Raw genomic sequence first — 16,975 nt, 5'->3', positions numbered from 1 at the left:
CATCTGTCGTCGCTTTCGCCGCGGGGCGCGGACGGCCCGGCTCGACAGCATTGACAGAGCGGCCCCGCCGCCCCTAAAAAGCGGGTCAATCTCGGTAAGAGAAAACTGTTCAACAGCCCAGCCGTCCCATAGAGGCGGCAGGCCAACGCCCGGCAGCGCGATGCGCCCCCGGGCGCATTTTGCTTTGGAGCGGCGGCTGGCGACAAGCCCGCGCCGCGGGAGAGACAACATGTTCGAGAGCCTTTCCGACAAGCTCTCCGCCGTATTCGACAGGCTGACGCGGCGCGGGTCGCTGACCGAGGCCGACGTCAACGAGGCCCTCAAGGAAATTCGCCGGGCGCTGCTCGAGGCGGACGTCGCGCTCGACGTCGTGCGCTCTTTCGCCGACAAGGTGCGCGACCGCGCCGTCGGGGCCGGGGTCGTCAAATCGGTCTCGCCCGGCCAGATGGTCGTCAAGATCGTCAACGACGTGCTGATCGAGACCCTGGGTGAAACGACGGAAGCGATCGACCTCGCCGCCAAGCCGCCGGTCGCGATCATGATGGTCGGCCTGCAGGGCGCCGGCAAGACCACGACCACGGCCAAGATCGCCAAGCGCCTCAAGGAGCGCCACGGCAAGGGCGTGCTCATGGCCTCGCTCGACGTGAAGCGTCCGGCCGCGCAGGAGCAGCTCGCCGTGCTCGGCCGCCAGGTCGAGGTCGACACGCTGCCGATCGTCGCAGGGCAGACGCCGATCCAGATCGCCCGCCGCGCCATGGAGGCGGCGCGTCTGGAAGGCTACGACGTCGTGCTGCTCGACACCGCCGGCCGCACCCATATCGACGAACCGCTCATGCAGGAGATGGCGGACATCAAGTCCTACGCCAGCCCGCATGAAATCCTGCTCGTCGCCGACGCGCTCACCGGCCAGGACGCGGTCAATCTCGCCAAGAGCTTCGACGAGCGGGTCGGCATCACCGGCATCGTCTTAACGCGCATGGACGGCGACGGCCGCGGCGGCGCGGCGCTCTCCATGCGCCACGTCACCGGCAAGCCGATCAAGCTCATCGGCGCCGGCGAGAAGATGGACGCGCTCGACGAATTCTCGCCGCAGCGCATCGCCAACCGCATTCTCGGCATGGGCGACATCGTCGCCCTCGTCGAAAAGGCGGCGGCCGCGATCGACGCCGAGGAGGCCCGCAAGGCCGCGGCGCGCATCGCCAAGGGCAAATTCGACCTTCAGGACCTTTGCGACCAGCTCGCGCAGGTCGAGAAGCTCGGCGGCTTCGGCGGCATCATGGGGCTGCTGCCCGGCGTCGCAAAGATGAAGGACCAGATTGCCAAGGCCAATCTCGACGAAAGCCTGATCAAGCGCCAGCGGGCGATCATCCTCTCCATGACGCCGCAGGAGCGGCGCAACCCCGACCTTCTCAAGGCCTCGCGCAAGAAGCGCATCGCCGCGGGCGCCGGCGCGAAGGTCGAGGAGATCAACAAGCTTCTCAAGCAGCATCGCCAGATGGCCGATCTCATGAAGTCCTTCGGCGCCGGCAAGCGCGGCGGGCTCATGGGCAAGGCCGCCCAGATGATGGGGCTCGGCCCCGGCGGCATGGCGATGCCGTCACAGGAAGAATTGCAGAAGATGCAGGAGAAGCTCGGGGGGCCGCCTGCCGGCGCTCCCGGCCTTCCGGCCGCTCCCCCGGCCGATCTCCTTGCGCAGAAGCCGAGCCTGCCCGGGCTCGGCGGCGGACTGCTGAGCGGGCTCAACCCGTTCGGAAAGAAAAAGTAACCGATAAACTCACAAGGAAACTGACATGTCTCTCAAGATCCGTCTCGCCCGCGGCGGCGCCAAGAAGCGCCCCTTCTATCGCGTCGTCGTCGCCGACTCGCGCTCGCCCCGCGACGGCCGCTACATCGAGAAGCTCGGCACCTTCGACCCGCTGAAGGCCAAGGACGCCGCCGACCGTGTCGTGCTCGACGCGGACAAGGCCAAGGAATGGCTCGTCAAGGGCGCCCAGCCGACCGACCGCGTCGCCCGCCTGCTCGACGCCGCCGGCCTGCTGAAGCGCGAGGCCCGCAACAACCCCGAGAAGGCCAAGCCGAAGAAGAAGGCCCAGGAACGCGCCGCCGCCGCGGCCGAAGCCGCCGGCGCCGCTGCCGACGCGGCGGAGTAAGGTTTCCACCTCCATTTCGGAGCCGCCGCTCGCGGGACTCCATCCCTCCCCCTTGCGGGGAGGGTGGCCCCGCGAAGCGGGGTCGGGTGGGGCTTAGCCCGCTCGAGAAAATGCCTTCTGCAGCCGCGCGTTCCGCGCGGTCCCCGCCCGGCGCGCTATGCGCGCGCCTCCCCGCGAGGAGGGGATTTTTGGCCCCATGGTTTCAGCTGCTGCATAATCCATGAAAGCCGGAAAGAACCTCGTCCTCCTCGGCCGCTTCGGCGCGCCCCATGGCGTGCGCGGCGAAATTCGACTGCAGAGTTTCACGGCCGACCCTCTGGCGATCGCCGATTACGGCCCGCTCAGCGACAAGAGCGGCGCGAGAAGCTTCACCCTTCTCTCCGTCCGCCCCCAGGGGAAGGACATGCTGGTCGCCCGAGTCGAGGGCGTCGGCGACCGCGCGGGCGCCGAACGGCTCACCGGCGCCGAACTCTTTATCGCGCGCGAAAAGCTGCCCGCCCCCGAGGACGAGGACGAATTCTATCTCGCCGATCTCGTCGGCCTGCGCGCCGAGACGCGCTCGGGCGAGGAACTCGGCGTGATTGTCGCGGTGCGCAATTTCGGCGCGGGCGACATTCTCGAAGTCGCGCCCAAGGCCGGCGGCGAGACGCTGCTCTTCCCCTTCACGAAGGCGATTGCGCCGATCGTCAGCGTCGCCGAAGGCCGCGTCATCATTGAGCCGCCCGCCGAGGTCGAAGGCGAACCGCAGGAGCCGTAAGGGCTAGCGGCGCGCAGCGGCCGCATGCCATAAGCGCCCCATGTGGCGCGCGACGATCCTTACGCTTTTTCCCGAAATGTTTCCGGGGCCGCTCGGCCTGTCGCTCGCCGGCGACGCGCTGGCGCGCGGCGTCTGGGCGCTGGAGACGCGCCAGATTCGCGAACACGGGATCGGCCGCCATCGCGCCGTCGACGATACGCCGGCGGGCGGCGGCCCCGGCATGGTGATGCGCGCCGACGTGCTGGCGGCGGCGATCGACGCGGCGGCCGATGAAAACGACCCCCGCCCGCGCCTGCTCATGAGCCCGCGCGGCCGCCCCCTCACCCAGGCGCGCGTGCGCGATCTGGCGCAGGGGCCGGGCGCGGTCATTCTCTGCGCGCGGTTCGAGGGCGTCGACGAGCGCATCATCGCCGCGCGCCGGCTCGAGGAGGTCTCGATCGGCGATTACATCCTCTCGGGGGGCGAAGTCGCGGCGTTCGCCTTGATGGACGCCTGCGTGCGGCTGCTGCCGGGCGTCATGGGCGAGGAGCTGTCGGGGGAAGAGGAAAGCTTCGAGACGGGCCTGCTCGAATATCCGCATTACACGCGCCCGCGCGACTTCGAGGGGCGACCCATCCCGGAAATCCTGCTGTCGGGAGATCACGCCAAAATCGCCAAATGGCGCCATGAGCAGGCGCTGGCGCTGACCCGCGCGAGGCGGCCGGACCTTCTGGCGCGCGGGAAAGAATAATGACTTTCCCGCAGATGGCCGCGACATGCGCGGCCATGACGTCGCGGAAGTTTTAACCCGCGGGCTTCAGCGCCAGCGCCTTCTCGATCTCGGGAAGGGGATGCTTGGTCAGATCCTTGTCGAGCTCGCCGGCGACCTTGCCCTGCGCCTTCACGGAGAGATCCTTGCGGATTTCGCCGAGCGTCTTGGGCGGCGCGACGATGACGATTTCCTTCAGCTCGCCGCTTTCCGCCGCGGCGTTGATGCGGTCGGCCATGGCGCGGGCGAAGCGCTCTTCCTCGAGCTCGTGCCAGTCGACATTGCCCATGGCGCTGCGGGCGTGCGAACCGGCCGATGCGAAGGCGCGGCCCGGCGCGTCCGACCCCTGGTCGCGCGTCGCGGGATTCTGGTCGATCCGGGTCTCGAGGACGCGCAGGTCGAGGAGTTGAGCGTCGCCGTGATTTTGAAAGAACAACGCCCGCCGACCGTCGCCGACGAGCACCCACGCCCCATTGTGCACTGCAATCGCGCTCATACCGTCCCTCGTGAAGATAACTGACGCCTGTGCATTTGGCCGTTGGACGAGGGGAGAGCAAGCTTGGCCGGGCGCGTCGCATCGACGCGCGTCCGACAGGAAGGCCCGCGGTCAGGCCGCGAGCTTTTCGCGATTCGCGCGGCTCTGCTGCATCTGCTCGACGACGCCGATGAGTTCGCTCGCGGCGCCGGCGACGGAAGACGTCGCATGCACGCGTCGGCTGATGCGCGCCTCGTTGAAGGCGTAAACGAGGTAGCACACGGCGGCGATGAAGAAGAGCGCCGTGAACGGCTCGCCATTGCCGAGGACGGACAGGTCGGGCGCACATTCATTGGCGTATTCACAGGCGTCCGACCAGTCCTGGAGATACTGTCTGACCGATTCCATCATGGTGACCTCCTTGCCCGTCCAACATAGGGCCGGAAAAAGCTTTCCGGTTCGTGGACGGGCTTTTTAGCGCATGTCCGCCGCGCTGTTTGTGCGCTGCAACATATACTGCGCTTCAAAGCTTTCGCCAGTCTAAAATCAATCTTGGCCTCTGAAACTATCCCAATGATTACAACGGTCCGCGCTATATTGACGCACTGCAAAAGCATTGAGCAGACCGCGCAAAAATCAGTCGGAAGTCTGTCGGTTTTCAAACAGAAAAGGGGGCCTCGCGAGGGCCCCCTTCTCCGCCTCGCCTTCGGCGAGACGCGAAATCCTCTCCCTCCCCCCTTGCGGGGAAGGGGCTCTGGACGCGCCGGGTGAAGCGGCGTGGCGTCGTTAGCCCTCCAGCAGGCGCCGTGCGATGACCTGCGCCTGGATTTCCGCCGCGCCCTCGAAAATATTGAGAATGCGGGCGTCGCAGAGGACGCGGGAGACCGGATATTCGAGCGCGAAGCCGTTGCCGCCGTGAATCTGCAGGGCGTTGTCGGCCGCCGCCCAGGCGACGCGGGCGCCCAGAAGCTTGGCCATGCCGGCTTCGAGGTCGCAGCGCTTGCCTTCGTCCTTCTCGCGGGCGGCGAAATAGGTGATCTGGCGGGCGACGTGGATCTCGACCGCCATGGCGACGATCTTGTTGAAGACGCGCGGGAAGGCGAACAGCGGCTTGCCGAACTGAATGCGCTCCTTGGCGTATTTCAGGCCGAGATCGAGCGCGCATTGCGCGACGCCGAGCGCGCGCGCCGCGGTCTGGATGCGGGCCGACTCGAAGGTCTCCATGAGCTGCTTGAAGCCCTTGCCCTCCTCTCCGCCGAGCAGGTTTTCGGCCGGCACTTCGAAATTGTCGAAGCCGATCTCGAACTCCTTCATGCCGCGATAGCCCAGAACCTCGATCTCGCCACCGGTCATGCCCTTGGCCGGGAAGGGATTCTCATCCGTGCCGCGCGGCTTCTCCGCGATGAACATGGACAGGCCCTTGTAGCCCTTCTCGTTCGGATTGGTGCGCGTCAGCAGCGTCATGACGTCGGCGCGGACCGGATGGGTGATCCAGGTCTTGTTGCCGGTGACCTTGTAGACGTCGCCTTCGCGCACCGCGCGGGTGCGCAGGCCGGCGAGATCGGAGCCGTTGTTCGGCTCGGTGAAGACCGCCGTGGGGAGAATTTCGCCGCTGGCGATCTTGGGCAGATATTTGTTCTTCTGCGCCTCGGTGCCGCCGACGAGGATGAGCTCCCCGGCGATTTCGGAGCGGGTGCCGAGCGAGCCGACGCCGATATAGGCGCGCGACAGTTCCTCGGAGACGACGCACATGGCGATCTTGCCCATGCCCGAGCCGCCGTATTCCTCCGGAATGGTTAGGCCGAAGACGCCCAGTTCGGCGAGGCCGGAGATGACGTCGAGCGGAATATAGGCGTTCCTGGCGTGCCACTCCTGCGCATACGGCACGACATGGTCGGCGGCGAATTTGCGCATCTCGCTGCGAATCGCCTCGAGTGTCTCGTCGAGGCCGGACGCGCCGATGGTCTCGGCGGCCGCGTGATGGTCGATCAGCTCGGCGAGGCGCGCGCGGTTCGCCGGCGTATTGCCGGAGAGGATCAGTCGGTCGACCGAGGCCGGCCGCTTGGCGGCGATCTGCTGGGCGGAAAGGCCGAAATCCGAGAGGCGGACGAATTCGCCCTGGCTCATCGGAATGCCGCCATAGACCTGGGCGAGCAGTTCGGCGAAGCCGATCTGGTTCAAGAGCTCCTCGGTCTCGCCATAGGCGCCTTCGGCCTGGAGGCGCTCGGCGTAATGGATCAGCTCTTTCAGACCCTGCACATAGGTCGCGAGCCAGGCGAGGCCGTGGGCGGCGTGCTGGTCGGCCTCGAAAAGATCGTTGGAGATCTTGCCGTCGCGCGAGACCCGGGCGCGGACGCTCGCGAGCCCCTCATTGTAGAGCGCCTCGACGGCCCCCTGCGCCTCCTTGGCGTCGGCGAGCCAGGTGGCGGGTTCGATTTTCAACGCGACGGCTGCGGTCATGGACTTTCCTACCCGTGAAAGAGGCCCGTTGCAGGGCTGTCAGCAAATTTGCGCCTTTCATGCCGTCATTTCGCCTGCGACGCAACAGCGCCGCCCTGCGCCCCAAGAGCGCGGGCGCGACGGGGTCGCGTCACCCGGCTTCAGGGCGCGACGCGCCGGAAACCGCGCCAGGCGAAGAGGGCGAGAAGCAAGGTCGGAAGCCCCATGCCGAGAAGCGCCGCCGTGACGCCCCCCTCAGCCTCGCCGTCCGCCGCGAAGCGCGGCAAGGAATCGTAATCCTGAGCCGTCATCGCTTGCCCCGCCTTGGCGCGGGAGAGGAAGAAGGCCCGCCAATCGAGGTGGAATGCGCCCAAGCGATCCTGAAAATCCCGGTAGCGCGCTTCGCCCGTTCCGGCGACGTCGGCAAGCGCCGCATAGGCGAGCATTGTCGGGGAAAGGTAGCTCAGGCGGTCCACGAGAGCGCGTTGGCGACCGAGCGCCGCGTCATGGGCGGCGATGACGCCTTCGACGCGTTCGAAGGCGGCTTCCTGGGTCGCGATCCGGCGCAACGTCCCCTCCCGCGGCCCGCCGCGCGGCGCGCTTCCATGCTCCTCGACATAGCGGGCGAGCATGGCGTCGCGGTTCTTGTCGGCGTCGGTCGCGGCGGCGCGGGCGGCGAGCGTCATGTCGATGCGCGAGGGCGCGGGATAGGCGTAGGCCGCCACGCTGTTGATTGCGGCCGGCGCCAGCAGGGCGAGCACGACCCAGGCGCCGACGAGCGTCAGCGCATTGGAGGCGGAGCTTTGGCCGAGCCCATCGACCGCCGCCGCCAGCGCCGCCCAGAACAGCCCATAGACCAGAATGACCGCGGCGAGCCGCATGAAGCCTGTGGACGCGAGCGCGTCCCATCCCGCGAAAAGACCGACCCCCAGCGCGCTCGCCAGAAACATGACGGCGATGGGGGCGACGAGGCGCGCCGCCAATTTTCCGGCAAGGGCCGCGCCGGGGCGACGCGCCGCGGCGAGCGTCATGACGAGCGTGCCCTGTTCGCGCTCGCCCGAGAGCAAATTGAAGGCGAGCGCCAGAATGACGAGCGGATAGACAAGGACGACGATGAAAGCGAGATCCGTCGCGCCGCTCGACAGAAGCGCCGGGTTCTCGATCTCGTCGGCGAAAAGAAAAGCGTCTTTCGAACCGCTCGTCACCTTGATCGCCGACGACATGAGATCGCTCTGGCCGACGGCGACGAGCGCGAGCGGCTGCGGGGCGAGCGCCGCGACGCGCGCGGCCGGCCCGGCGCCCATGAAGGCGGCGTTGCGCGGGTCGCGATAGGGCGGCGGCTCCTGCTGCGCGGCGCCGCTTTCGAGCGTGAGGAGCGTCTTCTTCAGGCCGTCGATCCGCTGCGCCTCATCGGCGCGCGCGGCGGCGACGATCTCCTGCTGCGTAGCGACGCGCGTCGCGCCGGCGTAAAGCGCAAAGAGCGCGGCGGCGGCGAGCGCGACGAGCGCCACCCCTACGGCGCGCGCGCGGCTGAGGATCAGCGCCTCGGCGCGCAGCCCGGCGAGAAAGCTCGTCATAGCGGCCTCAGGCGGCGAACCGCGACGCGTGCGAAAACCGCGGTGAGCGCCAGCCAGCCGAGCAGCCCCGCGATGGCCTCGCGCGCGCCGGCAAGCGCAAAGCCGGCCTTGGGCGACGAATAGGAAAAGGCGGCGATGCGCCGCCACAGCTCCGGACCCGCGACGTAGCTCTCGTCGCGCTGGAAGTGGATGATGTTGTCGCTGACCTCGTTCTGGATCAGCCGGCGATGCGCCTCGGCGGCGGTCGCGAAATCGAATTGCGCGCGGCTGTCCGCGCCGGCGAGCGCCATGGAGAACGGCTGCATCGCCAGAAGCGGGAAGACGAAGCCCGCCGCCGTCCGCAGCGCGTCCTGGCGGTCGAACGCCGCCTGCAGCGCGCCGAAATGCTTGTCGTAGATCGCGTAGCCGTTTTCGTCGTCGCGGCGCAGCGTCAGGCCGCGAAAGCTTACCGGCAGATCCTCGACGCGCGAGACGCCGTATTTCTTGAGCGTCTCGTCGCGAAAGGCGACGAAGGCGGGATGCGTCTCGTCATGGCCGAAGGTTTTCGCCTTGTCCCTGGCGATGGCTGCGCGGAATTCCTGCGCGCTCGGCGTCGGCGCCAGCGCGCGCGCGAGATCGGCCGAAAGGCGCGGCGCGACGAAGGCGTTGACGAGCCAGAAGGCGAGCAGCGCGACGAGCGCCGCGCGGCTGTCGCGGGCGAGCGCCGAGACCCCGAGGGCGAGAAAGGCGAAACCCGCCAGATAGACGCCATAGCCGAGCGTCAATACGGCGAGGCGCAGGAACTGGTCGGCGAGAGAGAGTTTCGACGGATCGGCGAGCAGCGCGACCGCGACAAAGGCGCAGATAAACGCCGGGGCGAGCAGCGCGGCCGCCGCGCCGAAGAGCGCCAGCGCCTTGCCGGCGAGAAGATCGCCCGGCCGCGCGCCGAGGCTCAGAAGCTGTTTCAGCGCGCCGCTTTCGCGCTCGCCGGCAAAGCTCGCGAAGCCCGTCAGCAACACGACGAGCGGCGCGATGACCTGCAGGATGAAGGCAAGCGACAAGCCGCCGAGCCGGGCGGCCGTCCCGCCGTCGCGCGCCGGGCGGAACTGCGCCTCGTTCTGCTTATGCGCCTCGAGCCACACCGCCGTCCCGACATAAGGATCGACGCCGGGGTCGGCGAGCGCGAGCGGGCTTTCCGGCTTGAACGCGTATTGGCCGAAATGGGCGGCCGCGTGCGGGTTCTTGGCGCCCTGGCTGGTCCAGAGCTCGCGATCGGCTTCGGCCGCGGCCGCGCGCTCGCGGGAAAGACGCGCATTCTCCGCCGCCCCGAAGCCGAGCGCCGCGAGCATCAAGAGCGCGGCGAAAGCGAACAGCGCGACCAGCCGGCGGTCGCGCCGCATCTCCAGCCATTCCTTGGCGGCGACGGCGCGGATGACCTTGAAGCGCCCGGGCGCACGGGCCGAGGCGGCGGCGGGAGAGAGCGCCAGATCGCTCACGCCGTGCCTCCCGAAGCGACGATATCGAGATAGGCGCGTTCGAGCCCGAGATGATCGACGTCCTCGGCCCCGAACACGCGCGCGAGCCGCCCTTGCGCCATGACGCCGATGCGCCCGCCGCATTGCTTGGCGAGGAAGAGATCGTGGGTGACCATCAGCACCGCGAGCCCCTCGCGGCGCAGCCGCTCGATCAGCTTGGCGAATTCGTTCGCCGCCAGCGGATCGAGCCCGGAAGTGGGTTCGTCCAGCACCAGCGCCTGCGCGCGCCGCGCCAGCGCGATAGCGACGCCGACCTTCTGGCGCATGCCCTTGGAATAGGCGCGCACCGGCCGCGTCGCGGCCTCCTCGGGGAGGCCGGCGGCGAGCAGCAGCGGGAGAAACTCGGAACGCGGCGTCGCGGCGCCCGAGACCTCGACGAAGTAGCCAAGATTTTCGAGCCCCGTGAGCGCGCCATAGAGCGTGACCGTCTCGGGGACATAGGCGAGCCGCGCCCGCGCGCCGAGCGGGTCTTTCGCGGCGTCGACGCCACATACCAGCGCCTGCCCCTCCGTCGGGGCGAGAAAACCGAGGAAGAGATTGACCGTCGTCGTTTTCCCGGCGCCATTGGGGCCGAGCAGGCAAAAGACCTCCCCGGCCGGAACGGTCAGATCGAGCCGATCGAGCGCCGGCGCCCCGGCGCCCTCATATCGCTTGGTGAGACCCCGCGCTTCGAGCATGCGTCTTCCTCATTCAGCGGCCGGCGTGGCGGCGGGCTCGAGTTCGGCCGTGCGCGCGGGAGGCGCGAGGAAGGCGGACGGGTTATTGGGCCGCCCTTCTCCGGCGACAGGCGACGCGGAATGGGGCGGGGTTTTCCATTCGAAGGCGTCGAGACGTCCGGTCGTCGGCGAAATGGGCAGCCAGTGTCGGGAGACGACGCCATCGGCGATCCAGGCCGGATCGCGCGGGGCGCGCGAGCCGCGGGCGAGCCACTCGCGCACCGGCCCGCTCGGGCCGTTTTCGGCGTCCTCGATTTCCGCCATCAGCAGACAGGTATGGGCCGTCGGATGCCGGCCCTCGGCGATGAGCGGTTTAAGCGCCTCGCGCGCCTTGGCGAAGTCCCGGCCCGCCAGCGCCGCCTGGGCGAGCGCATGCCGTCCTTCGGGCGCCTGCGGCGCGAGTTTGACGAGCTTCTCCACCCGTGCGGCGCGCTGACTGTTCGACTCGCCCGGCAGCGCCTCGGCGTAGACTTCGGCGAGATCGGGATGGGGCGCGCTCGCAAAGACGCCTTCGACGAGCTTGATCGCCTGCTTCTGATCGCCATGGCGGATCAGGACGCGCGCGGCGGTGACCGCGGCGGGAACGAACCCCGGCCGGCGCTTGAGGGCCTGGCGGGCGAGATGGAGGGCGTCATGCGGATGCTCGCCCTCGCGCGCCATGGCCATGGCGGTCTCGATCACGGCGCGGTAGCGCTGCGCCGTGGGAAGGTCGATCGCCTTGGCCGTGACGCTTTTTTCGAGCGCCTCGCGCGCCTTTTCCCAGTCTCCGGTCGCCGCGAGATGTTCGAGAACGGCGGCGCCGGCCCAGGGCAGCGGCGCGATCGCCTGCGCCGCGGCGGCGAAATGATGCGCGGCGTCGGCGTCCTCGCGGCGCTTCGCCTCCACATGCAGCCCGCGCAGGCCGAGAAGCTTGGTCTCGGGCTTCAGGGTCATCTTGTGAAAGGCCTTGGCCGAGGCGTTGGGGTCGCCCGAAAGCTGCGCCGCCTGCGCGACCAGAAGCTGCGTCAGCGGCTCCTCGGGGAGAAGCTTCTCGGCGAGCTGCGCGGCCTTGCGGGCGCGCGCCACGTCGCCCGCGCCGACCGCGACGAGCCCCTGCGAGAGCACGTCGAGCCCGCGCGCCTTGCGCCGCTCACGCGAGCCGCCGCTGATGCGGCCCGGCAGGCGCACGAGGGCGACGAGAATCGCCCAGACCAGGATGGTCGCGGCGATCAGCAGCAGCAGGCCGGCCACGGCGACGGGGATCGAGGTTTCGATATGGCGGCCGGCGAACTCCAGCGTCAGCGAGCCCGGCTGCTCGATCAGCCATTCGACGCCATAGGCGGCCACCGCGAGCGCGATCAGGAAAAAGAACAGGAAAAGCATCAGGGCGGCTCCCGCTTATTTCTTGCCGAGCGCGGCGATCGCGCCGTGCAGCAGTTCATCCGCGGCGCGCGCCGCCTCGGCCCTCTGGCGCAGCGTCGCGCCGAATTCTTTCGATTCGGCCCGCGCCGCCTCGGGCAGACTCTCATAGAGGCTCAAGGCCGCGGCGAAATCATTGTGGGTGAGCGCGGCTTCGATGCGATGGAGCTTGCCGTCGAGGCTTTCCGGCTCCGCCTCGCCCGTCGGGCGAACTTTCACGAGCTTGCTGGCGCCCTGCAGAAGATGATCGGTCAGCGCGCCGCTGTCCTGGCCGTGGCTTTCATGCGCCCTGAGGGCCTTGGCGACCGGCAGGAAGGCCTCGCGCAGCTGCGCGCCGGTCGGCGCGCCTTTCTCGGCCAGGTCGATCAGGGCCGGCGACGGGGCCGGCTCTGCGCCCAGGCGCGAAAAGGCGGCGATCTCGTCGGCGAACGGCCGGCCGGCCTCGAGGTCGCGTTGCAGCGCAAAGGCCAGAACCACCGACGCGCCAGACGTATCGGCGGCGGCGGGCGCGGGAGCGGGCGCAGGAGCGGGCTTGGGCGCCTCGGCCTCGGGCGCGGCGCGGGTCTCGTTCTTCGGCGCGTCGAGCCTGTCGCGCAGCGCCTTCACCTCGTCGCTCAAGGCGTCGATGCGGCCTTCGAGGGCGGATATGAGATCGCGGTCCGAAAAGCCGTCGGCGTCCACGCCCGCGGCTTTGGCGACGGGCGCCGCCGCGGCGACGGGCGCAGGCTCCATGGGCTTCGCCTCCGCCGACCGGGATTCGATCGGCGCGGCCTCGATCGGCTTTGGCTCCAGCGGCTTGGCCTCGGGAGGACGGGCGTCGATCTTTTTGGCGTCGGCAGCCTCGCTTTCCGCCGGCTTCTCGACGGGCTTGACGTCGGCCGGGGGGACCTCGATCGGCTTGGCGGCTTCAGGAGCCACCGCGTCCGGGCGCGGCTCGGCGGCGGGGAGCGCGGCTTCGGGGGCCTTTTCCGGCGCGGCCTCGGCAGGAGCGGGCTGCTCCGGGGCGGCGAGCGGGGCCTTGTCGAGACGCGCCCGCGCGCCGCTCTGCTCGGCGTCGGGCTTCGCCGTCTCGCCGGTCAATTCGGCGACGAGCGCCTGCCCCTTGTCGAGGAGGGCGCGGGCCTCGCTCACGCCCTCGTCCACATAAGCGGCGGCGACGCCGAGGCGCGGGTCCGCGTCCCTGAACGTCAGCGCCGCATAGCCGGCGGCGCCGGCGAGGGCGAGGAGGGCGAGGGCGGCGACGACGAGCTTGGAGACGAGCCCCCCCTTGCACGGCGCGGGCTTCGCGGGAGCCACGGCGGCGGCCGCTTTGGGCGCCGGCGCGCTTGGGGCTTTCGGGCCCTCCGGCTTGGACGCTTGATCGGTCTTCTCGTTTCCAGGGGCCGCCATGCTTGCCGTCCTCGCTATCTCATCCGCTCGCAGCGCAGGTATAAAGGAGGCGGCCTGCTCGCGAAACAGGCTTTCCGCCGTTTCGCTAGCCGGCGGCTTCCATGAGCGCGAGCGTACGGCGGGCGATGTCGAGATGGAGCCGTTCGACCATCTTGCCGTCGATCTGCGCCACGCCCTTTTCGAGATTTTCGGGCTCCTCGAAGATGGCGAGAATTCGGCGGGCGAAGTCCACTTCCTCGGCGGAGGGCGCGAAGATCTCGTTGACCGGGGCGATCTGGTTCGGGTGGATGAGCATCTTGCCGTCGAAGCCCATGTCGCGGCCCTGTTCCGCCTCGCGGCGCAGGCCGGCCTCGTCGTTGAAGTCGTTGTAGATGCCGTCGATGATCTCGATGTCGTGCACGCGCGCGGCGAGCACGCCGGCCGAGAGCCAGGGAAGGAGCGCCGGACGGCCGGGCGTGAGGCGCGCGCGGGTCGATTTGGCGATGTCGTTAGGCCCCAGCACCAGCGCTTCGAGGCGCGAGGCCGGGTCGTCGGCGGCGCTCGCGATCTTCTCGATGTCGAAAATCGCCCGGGGCGTCTCGATCATCGCCCAGAGCTTTGTCTTGAAGGGCGCCCCCGCCGCGACGATGTCGGCCGCGGCCTTGAGGATGTCGTCGCGGGAGTTCACCTTGGGGATGACGATGGCGTCCGGTCCGGTGGGCGCGATCGCGGCGATATCGGGCTTGTACCATTCGGAGCCGCGCGCATTGACGCGCACGACGATCTGGCGGTCGCCGTAGCCGCCGCCCTTCACCGCCTCGGCGACCTGCGCCCGCGCCGTCTCCTTGGCCGCCTCGGCCACCCCGTCTTCGAGCTCGAACATCAGAACGTCGGCCTTGAGGGTCTTGCCCTTTTCCAGCGCGCGGGCGTTGGAGCCCGGCATGGCCAGCACGCTACGCTTCAGTTTGGAAATCATGTTTTGCTCGCTCGAAGGTATCGAAAGGGTGATCTTTCTCTTGCCGCGCCGGCTCTCCTACACAATAAGAGGCGTCTACGCCATCCGCCTCCGGGCGCGGCGGCCCCGGTGACCCCCTTTCCGGAACGGCACAAGATGCAACCCGACGACAAAGCGGCGCTCGATAGCAGCTTCCCGCCACACCTTGTGGAGGGCTACGAGGTGTTTCTGGCCGGGCGATTCCGCGCCGAGCAGGCCCGCTTCCGGACGCTCGCGATCAGGGGCCAGAAGCCGACGACCATGGTGATCGGCTGCTGCGACTCGCGCGTCGCGCCCGAGGCGATCTTCGACGCCGGACCCGGCGAGCTCTTCGTGCTGCGCAATGTGGCGGCGCTCGTGCCGCCCTATGAGCCGGACGACCATTTCCACGGCGCCTCCGCCGCGCTCGAATACGCCATCATGGCGCTCGAGGTTCACCACATCGTCGTGCTCGGCCACGGGCAATGCGGCGGCGTGCGCGCCTTCGCCGAGATTTCGGTCAATCCCGACGCCCCGCGTTTGAGCCACAGCGACTTCATCGGCGACTGGATCAAGATGCTGGCGCCGGCGGTCGAGCGTCTCGGCCGCACGCCGGACCCGCACGACCCCGCCTATCTCCAGAAGCTCGAATTCGAATCGATCAAGCAGACGCTCGTCCATCTGCGCAGCTTCCCCATGGTGCAAATTCTCGAGCGGCGCGGCTATCTGCATCTTCACGCGGCTTATTTCAGCGTGATGGACGGCCGCCTGCTCGCGCTCCACGAAGCCTCGGGCGAATTTCGACCCGTGGCGGCGAAGGCCCATGCCGCGGCCCTCGAGGAGGCGCGATTTTGATGCAGGCGGCAGCCGCCGCGCGGGCGGCCGGCATTCCGGAAATAGGCGGACTGCGTGACATCGCCGGACGCTACGACGCGATCCTCTGCGACGTCTGGGGCGTGCTCATCGACGGCAAGAAGCATTTTCCCGCCGCCGCCGACGCGCTGCGGCGCTTTCGCTCCGCGGGCGGGCGCGTCCTGCTCGTCACCAACGCTTCGCGCCCCGACGCCGAGGTGCGCCGGCAGCTGCTGGGGCTTGGCCTGCCGGAAGACGCCTTCGACGATCTCGTCTCCGCGGGCGAGCTGACGCTGCGCGAAATGGTCTCACGCAAGGGGCAGGCCTGCTATCACCTGGGGCCGCCGCGCGACAACGGGCTCTTCGAGGAGGCGGGCCGCCGCCTCGGCGCGCCGGTGCGAAAGGTTTCTCCGGAGGAGGCCGATTACGTCGTCTGCACCGGACTCCTGGAGGAGCGCGCCGAAACGCCGCAAGATTACGACGAGCGCCTCGCCGCTTTGAAAGCGCGCGATCTCGTCATGCTCTGCGCCAATCCGGACATTGTCGTCGCCATTGGCGACGACCTCGTCTATTGCGCGGGGGCGCTCGCCGAGCGCTACGCCGCGATGGGCGGCAAGGTGCTGATGTTCGGCAAGCCGCATCCGCCGGTCTACGCCGCCGCCCGCGAGCGGCTGGCGCGTCTCGCCGGCCGGCCGGTCGCGGATTCGCGCATTGTCGCCGTCGGCGACGGCGCGCTGACAGACCTCGCCGGCGCGGGGCGGGCCGGGCTCGACTGCGTCTTCATCACCGACGGCGTGCATGGCGAGGAGCTGCGCCCGAGCGGAGAGCAGGTCGACCCGTCGGCGCTCGAACGCCTCATCGCGGCGGCGGGCGCGCGTCCCGTCGCTTTGGCCCGCGCGGTTTTCTGGTAAAAGGGGGCGTCGGGCCCTCTGTCCGTCCAACTCTACAACGATCCGGTGAAACGAAGATGTCGACGCCCTTCAAAATCTATTATTTCGAAGATCTGAGCGTCGGCATGCGCGAAACGCTGATGAAGGCGGTGATGGACGACGACGTGATCGCCTTCGCCGATCTCTCGGGCGACCGCAATCCGATCCATCTCTCCGACCATTTCGCCTCCAAGACGCGCTTCGGCGAGCGCATCGTCCACGGCCTTTACACCGCCTCGCTGATTTCGACGGTCATCGGCATGTATCTGCCCGGGCCGGGCGCCGTCTATTTGTCGCAAACGCTGAATTTCCGCGCGCCGGTCAAGATCGGCGACGTCATCACCGTGGTCGTCGAAGTCGTGGAGCTCGTCGAGAAGGGCCGCCGCGCCAAGCTCAAATGCGAGTGTCTCGTCGACGGCAAGGTCGTGCTCGACGGCGAGGCGCTGGTCATGGTCCCCTCGCGCGAACAGGCCGCCCGCACGGCGCCGCCGGCGGAGAAGCCGGCGACGGCGTGACGCGGCTTTACTGGGTCAAATGCGCTTCGATGAACCAGAGCGACTTGTCGAGCGCGCGCGAATAATTCGTCAAAATATCGGCGCTGTCGGCGTCGCCCGCGCTCTCCGCCGTCTCGATTCCTGCCCGCACTGAGTTTGCCGCTTTGCCGTAGCGGTCGGCGAGCGCGCCGAGATGATCTTCCACCGCCACGAGGTCGAGCGGATAGGGGTCGAGATCCGTCGCGTGAGCGACGGCCTGGGTCGAGCCCATCGCGACGCCGCCAAGTTGGACCACGCGCTCGGCCATTGTGTCGACATGGGCGTCGAGCTCGGTGCGGAAGCCGTCGAGCATTTCATGAACGGCGATGAATTGCGGACCGCGCAGATTCCAGTGCGCCTGTTTGGTGGCGAGCGACAGATCGATCGCGTCGGCGAGACGGGCGTTGAGCATGGCGACCACGGCCGTTTTCGAATTCGACGGCAGATCGTTGCGGGTGTTGCGAAGCTTCATGATCTTCCTCGCTGCTCCGGGCTCGTCCCCTAAGCTATGGCGCCCCCCGGGGCGCGCGAGTCCAGGCGGGCGAA

General features: G+C 68.7%; 17 protein-coding genes. 7 read left to right on the top strand and 10 right to left on the bottom strand.

Features of this window, described 5'->3' with window-relative positions; translation table 11 throughout:
- Positions 1-229: 229 nt before the first annotated feature.
- From ffh to trmD, 4 genes are all read left to right on the top strand, one after another.
- Entirely contained in the window at positions 230-1,765 is a 1,536-nt protein-coding gene (gene ffh / locus RVU70_RS07785; RefSeq protein WP_363350651.1) for a signal recognition particle protein, read from the top strand.
- 25 nt (positions 1,766-1,790) lie between these two features.
- Entirely contained in the window at positions 1,791-2,150 is a 360-nt protein-coding gene (gene rpsP / locus RVU70_RS07780; RefSeq protein ID WP_363350649.1) for a 30S ribosomal protein S16, read from the top strand.
- A 220-nt stretch (positions 2,151-2,370) separates the two neighbouring features.
- The gene (rimM, locus tag RVU70_RS07775) at positions 2,371-2,907 is read left to right on the top strand and encodes a ribosome maturation factor RimM (protein WP_363350647.1); all 537 of its coding nucleotides are present in this window, start codon (positions 2,371-2,373) and stop codon (positions 2,905-2,907) included.
- A 40-nt stretch (positions 2,908-2,947) separates the two neighbouring features.
- Positions 2,948-3,637 (top strand): tRNA (guanosine(37)-N1)-methyltransferase TrmD, encoded by a 690-nt coding sequence (gene trmD, locus RVU70_RS07770; RefSeq protein WP_363350645.1) that lies wholly within the window; start codon positions 2,948-2,950, stop codon positions 3,635-3,637.
- Between the two features lie 52 nt (positions 3,638-3,689).
- Here trmD and RVU70_RS07765 read toward each other — a convergent pair whose 3' ends face one another.
- The 9 genes from RVU70_RS07765 to RVU70_RS07725 form a co-directional block, all read right to left on the bottom strand.
- On the bottom strand, positions 3,690-4,151 hold the full coding sequence (locus tag RVU70_RS07765) for a host attachment family protein (protein WP_363350643.1): 462 nt from the start codon (positions 4,149-4,151) through the stop codon (positions 3,690-3,692).
- Positions 4,152-4,262: 111 nt separating this feature from the next.
- A complete protein-coding gene (locus RVU70_RS07760; protein ID WP_363350642.1) occupies positions 4,263-4,541 on the bottom strand; it encodes a hypothetical protein in 279 nt (92 codons plus the stop codon).
- 375 nt (positions 4,542-4,916) lie between these two features.
- Positions 4,917-6,590 carry an acyl-CoA dehydrogenase family protein gene (locus RVU70_RS07755; protein ID WP_363350640.1) on the bottom strand — a complete coding sequence of 558 codons (1,674 nt, stop codon included), beginning with the start codon at positions 6,588-6,590 and terminating at the stop codon, positions 4,917-4,919.
- Positions 6,591-6,730: 140 nt separating this feature from the next.
- Positions 6,731-8,146, bottom strand: a complete 1,416-nt coding sequence (locus RVU70_RS07750) for a DUF3526 domain-containing protein (RefSeq protein WP_363350638.1) — start codon at positions 8,144-8,146, stop codon at positions 6,731-6,733.
- Entirely contained in the window at positions 8,143-9,621 is a 1,479-nt protein-coding gene (locus tag RVU70_RS07745) for an ABC transporter permease subunit (protein WP_363350636.1), read from the bottom strand. Before RVU70_RS07745 ends, RVU70_RS07750 begins: the two co-directional genes overlap by 4 nt.
- A complete protein-coding gene (locus RVU70_RS07740) occupies positions 9,618-10,337 on the bottom strand; it encodes an ATP-binding cassette domain-containing protein (RefSeq protein ID WP_363350634.1) in 720 nt (239 codons plus the stop codon). The genes RVU70_RS07745 and RVU70_RS07740 overlap by 4 nt, the downstream gene beginning before the upstream one ends.
- A gap of 9 nt (positions 10,338-10,346) precedes the next feature.
- Positions 10,347-11,738 carry a heme biosynthesis HemY N-terminal domain-containing protein gene (locus RVU70_RS07735; protein WP_363350632.1) on the bottom strand — a complete coding sequence of 464 codons (1,392 nt, stop codon included), beginning with the start codon at positions 11,736-11,738 and terminating at the stop codon, positions 10,347-10,349.
- 15 nt (positions 11,739-11,753) lie between these two features.
- Positions 11,754-13,163 carry a hypothetical protein gene (locus tag RVU70_RS07730; protein WP_363350630.1) on the bottom strand — a complete coding sequence of 470 codons (1,410 nt, stop codon included), beginning with the start codon at positions 13,161-13,163 and terminating at the stop codon, positions 11,754-11,756.
- Between the two features lie 85 nt (positions 13,164-13,248).
- Complete coding sequence (locus RVU70_RS07725) at positions 13,249-14,118, bottom strand: CoA ester lyase (RefSeq protein WP_363350628.1); 870 nt, start codon at positions 14,116-14,118, stop codon at positions 13,249-13,251.
- 135 nt (positions 14,119-14,253) lie between these two features.
- On the opposite strand from RVU70_RS07725, the gene RVU70_RS07720 reads away from it, so the two are divergent.
- Genes RVU70_RS07720 through RVU70_RS07710 form a run of 3 tightly spaced genes read left to right on the top strand, consistent with a single transcriptional unit; the run spans position 14,254 to position 16,411 of the window.
- A complete protein-coding gene (locus RVU70_RS07720; protein ID WP_363350626.1) occupies positions 14,254-14,970 on the top strand; it encodes a carbonic anhydrase in 717 nt (238 codons plus the stop codon).
- The gene (locus RVU70_RS07715; RefSeq protein WP_363350624.1) at positions 14,970-15,878 is read left to right on the top strand and encodes a TIGR01459 family HAD-type hydrolase; all 909 of its coding nucleotides are present in this window, start codon (positions 14,970-14,972) and stop codon (positions 15,876-15,878) included. The genes RVU70_RS07720 and RVU70_RS07715 overlap by 1 nt, the downstream gene beginning before the upstream one ends.
- A 56-nt stretch (positions 15,879-15,934) precedes the next feature.
- Positions 15,935-16,411, top strand: a complete 477-nt coding sequence (locus RVU70_RS07710) for a MaoC family dehydratase (protein WP_363350622.1) — start codon at positions 15,935-15,937, stop codon at positions 16,409-16,411.
- Between the two features lie 7 nt (positions 16,412-16,418).
- Here RVU70_RS07710 and dps read toward each other — a convergent pair whose 3' ends face one another.
- Positions 16,419-16,901 (bottom strand): DNA starvation/stationary phase protection protein Dps, encoded by a 483-nt coding sequence (dps, locus tag RVU70_RS07705; protein WP_363350620.1) that lies wholly within the window; start codon positions 16,899-16,901, stop codon positions 16,419-16,421.
- Positions 16,902-16,975 lie beyond the last annotated feature (74 nt).

This window comes from Methylocystis echinoides (genome assembly GCF_040687965.1).
GTDB classification, from domain to species: Bacteria; Pseudomonadota; Alphaproteobacteria; order Rhizobiales; family Beijerinckiaceae; genus Methylocystis; species Methylocystis echinoides_A.
The sequence above is the reverse complement of the archived record's forward strand: the minus strand, read 5'-3'. Positions and strand labels throughout refer to the sequence as shown.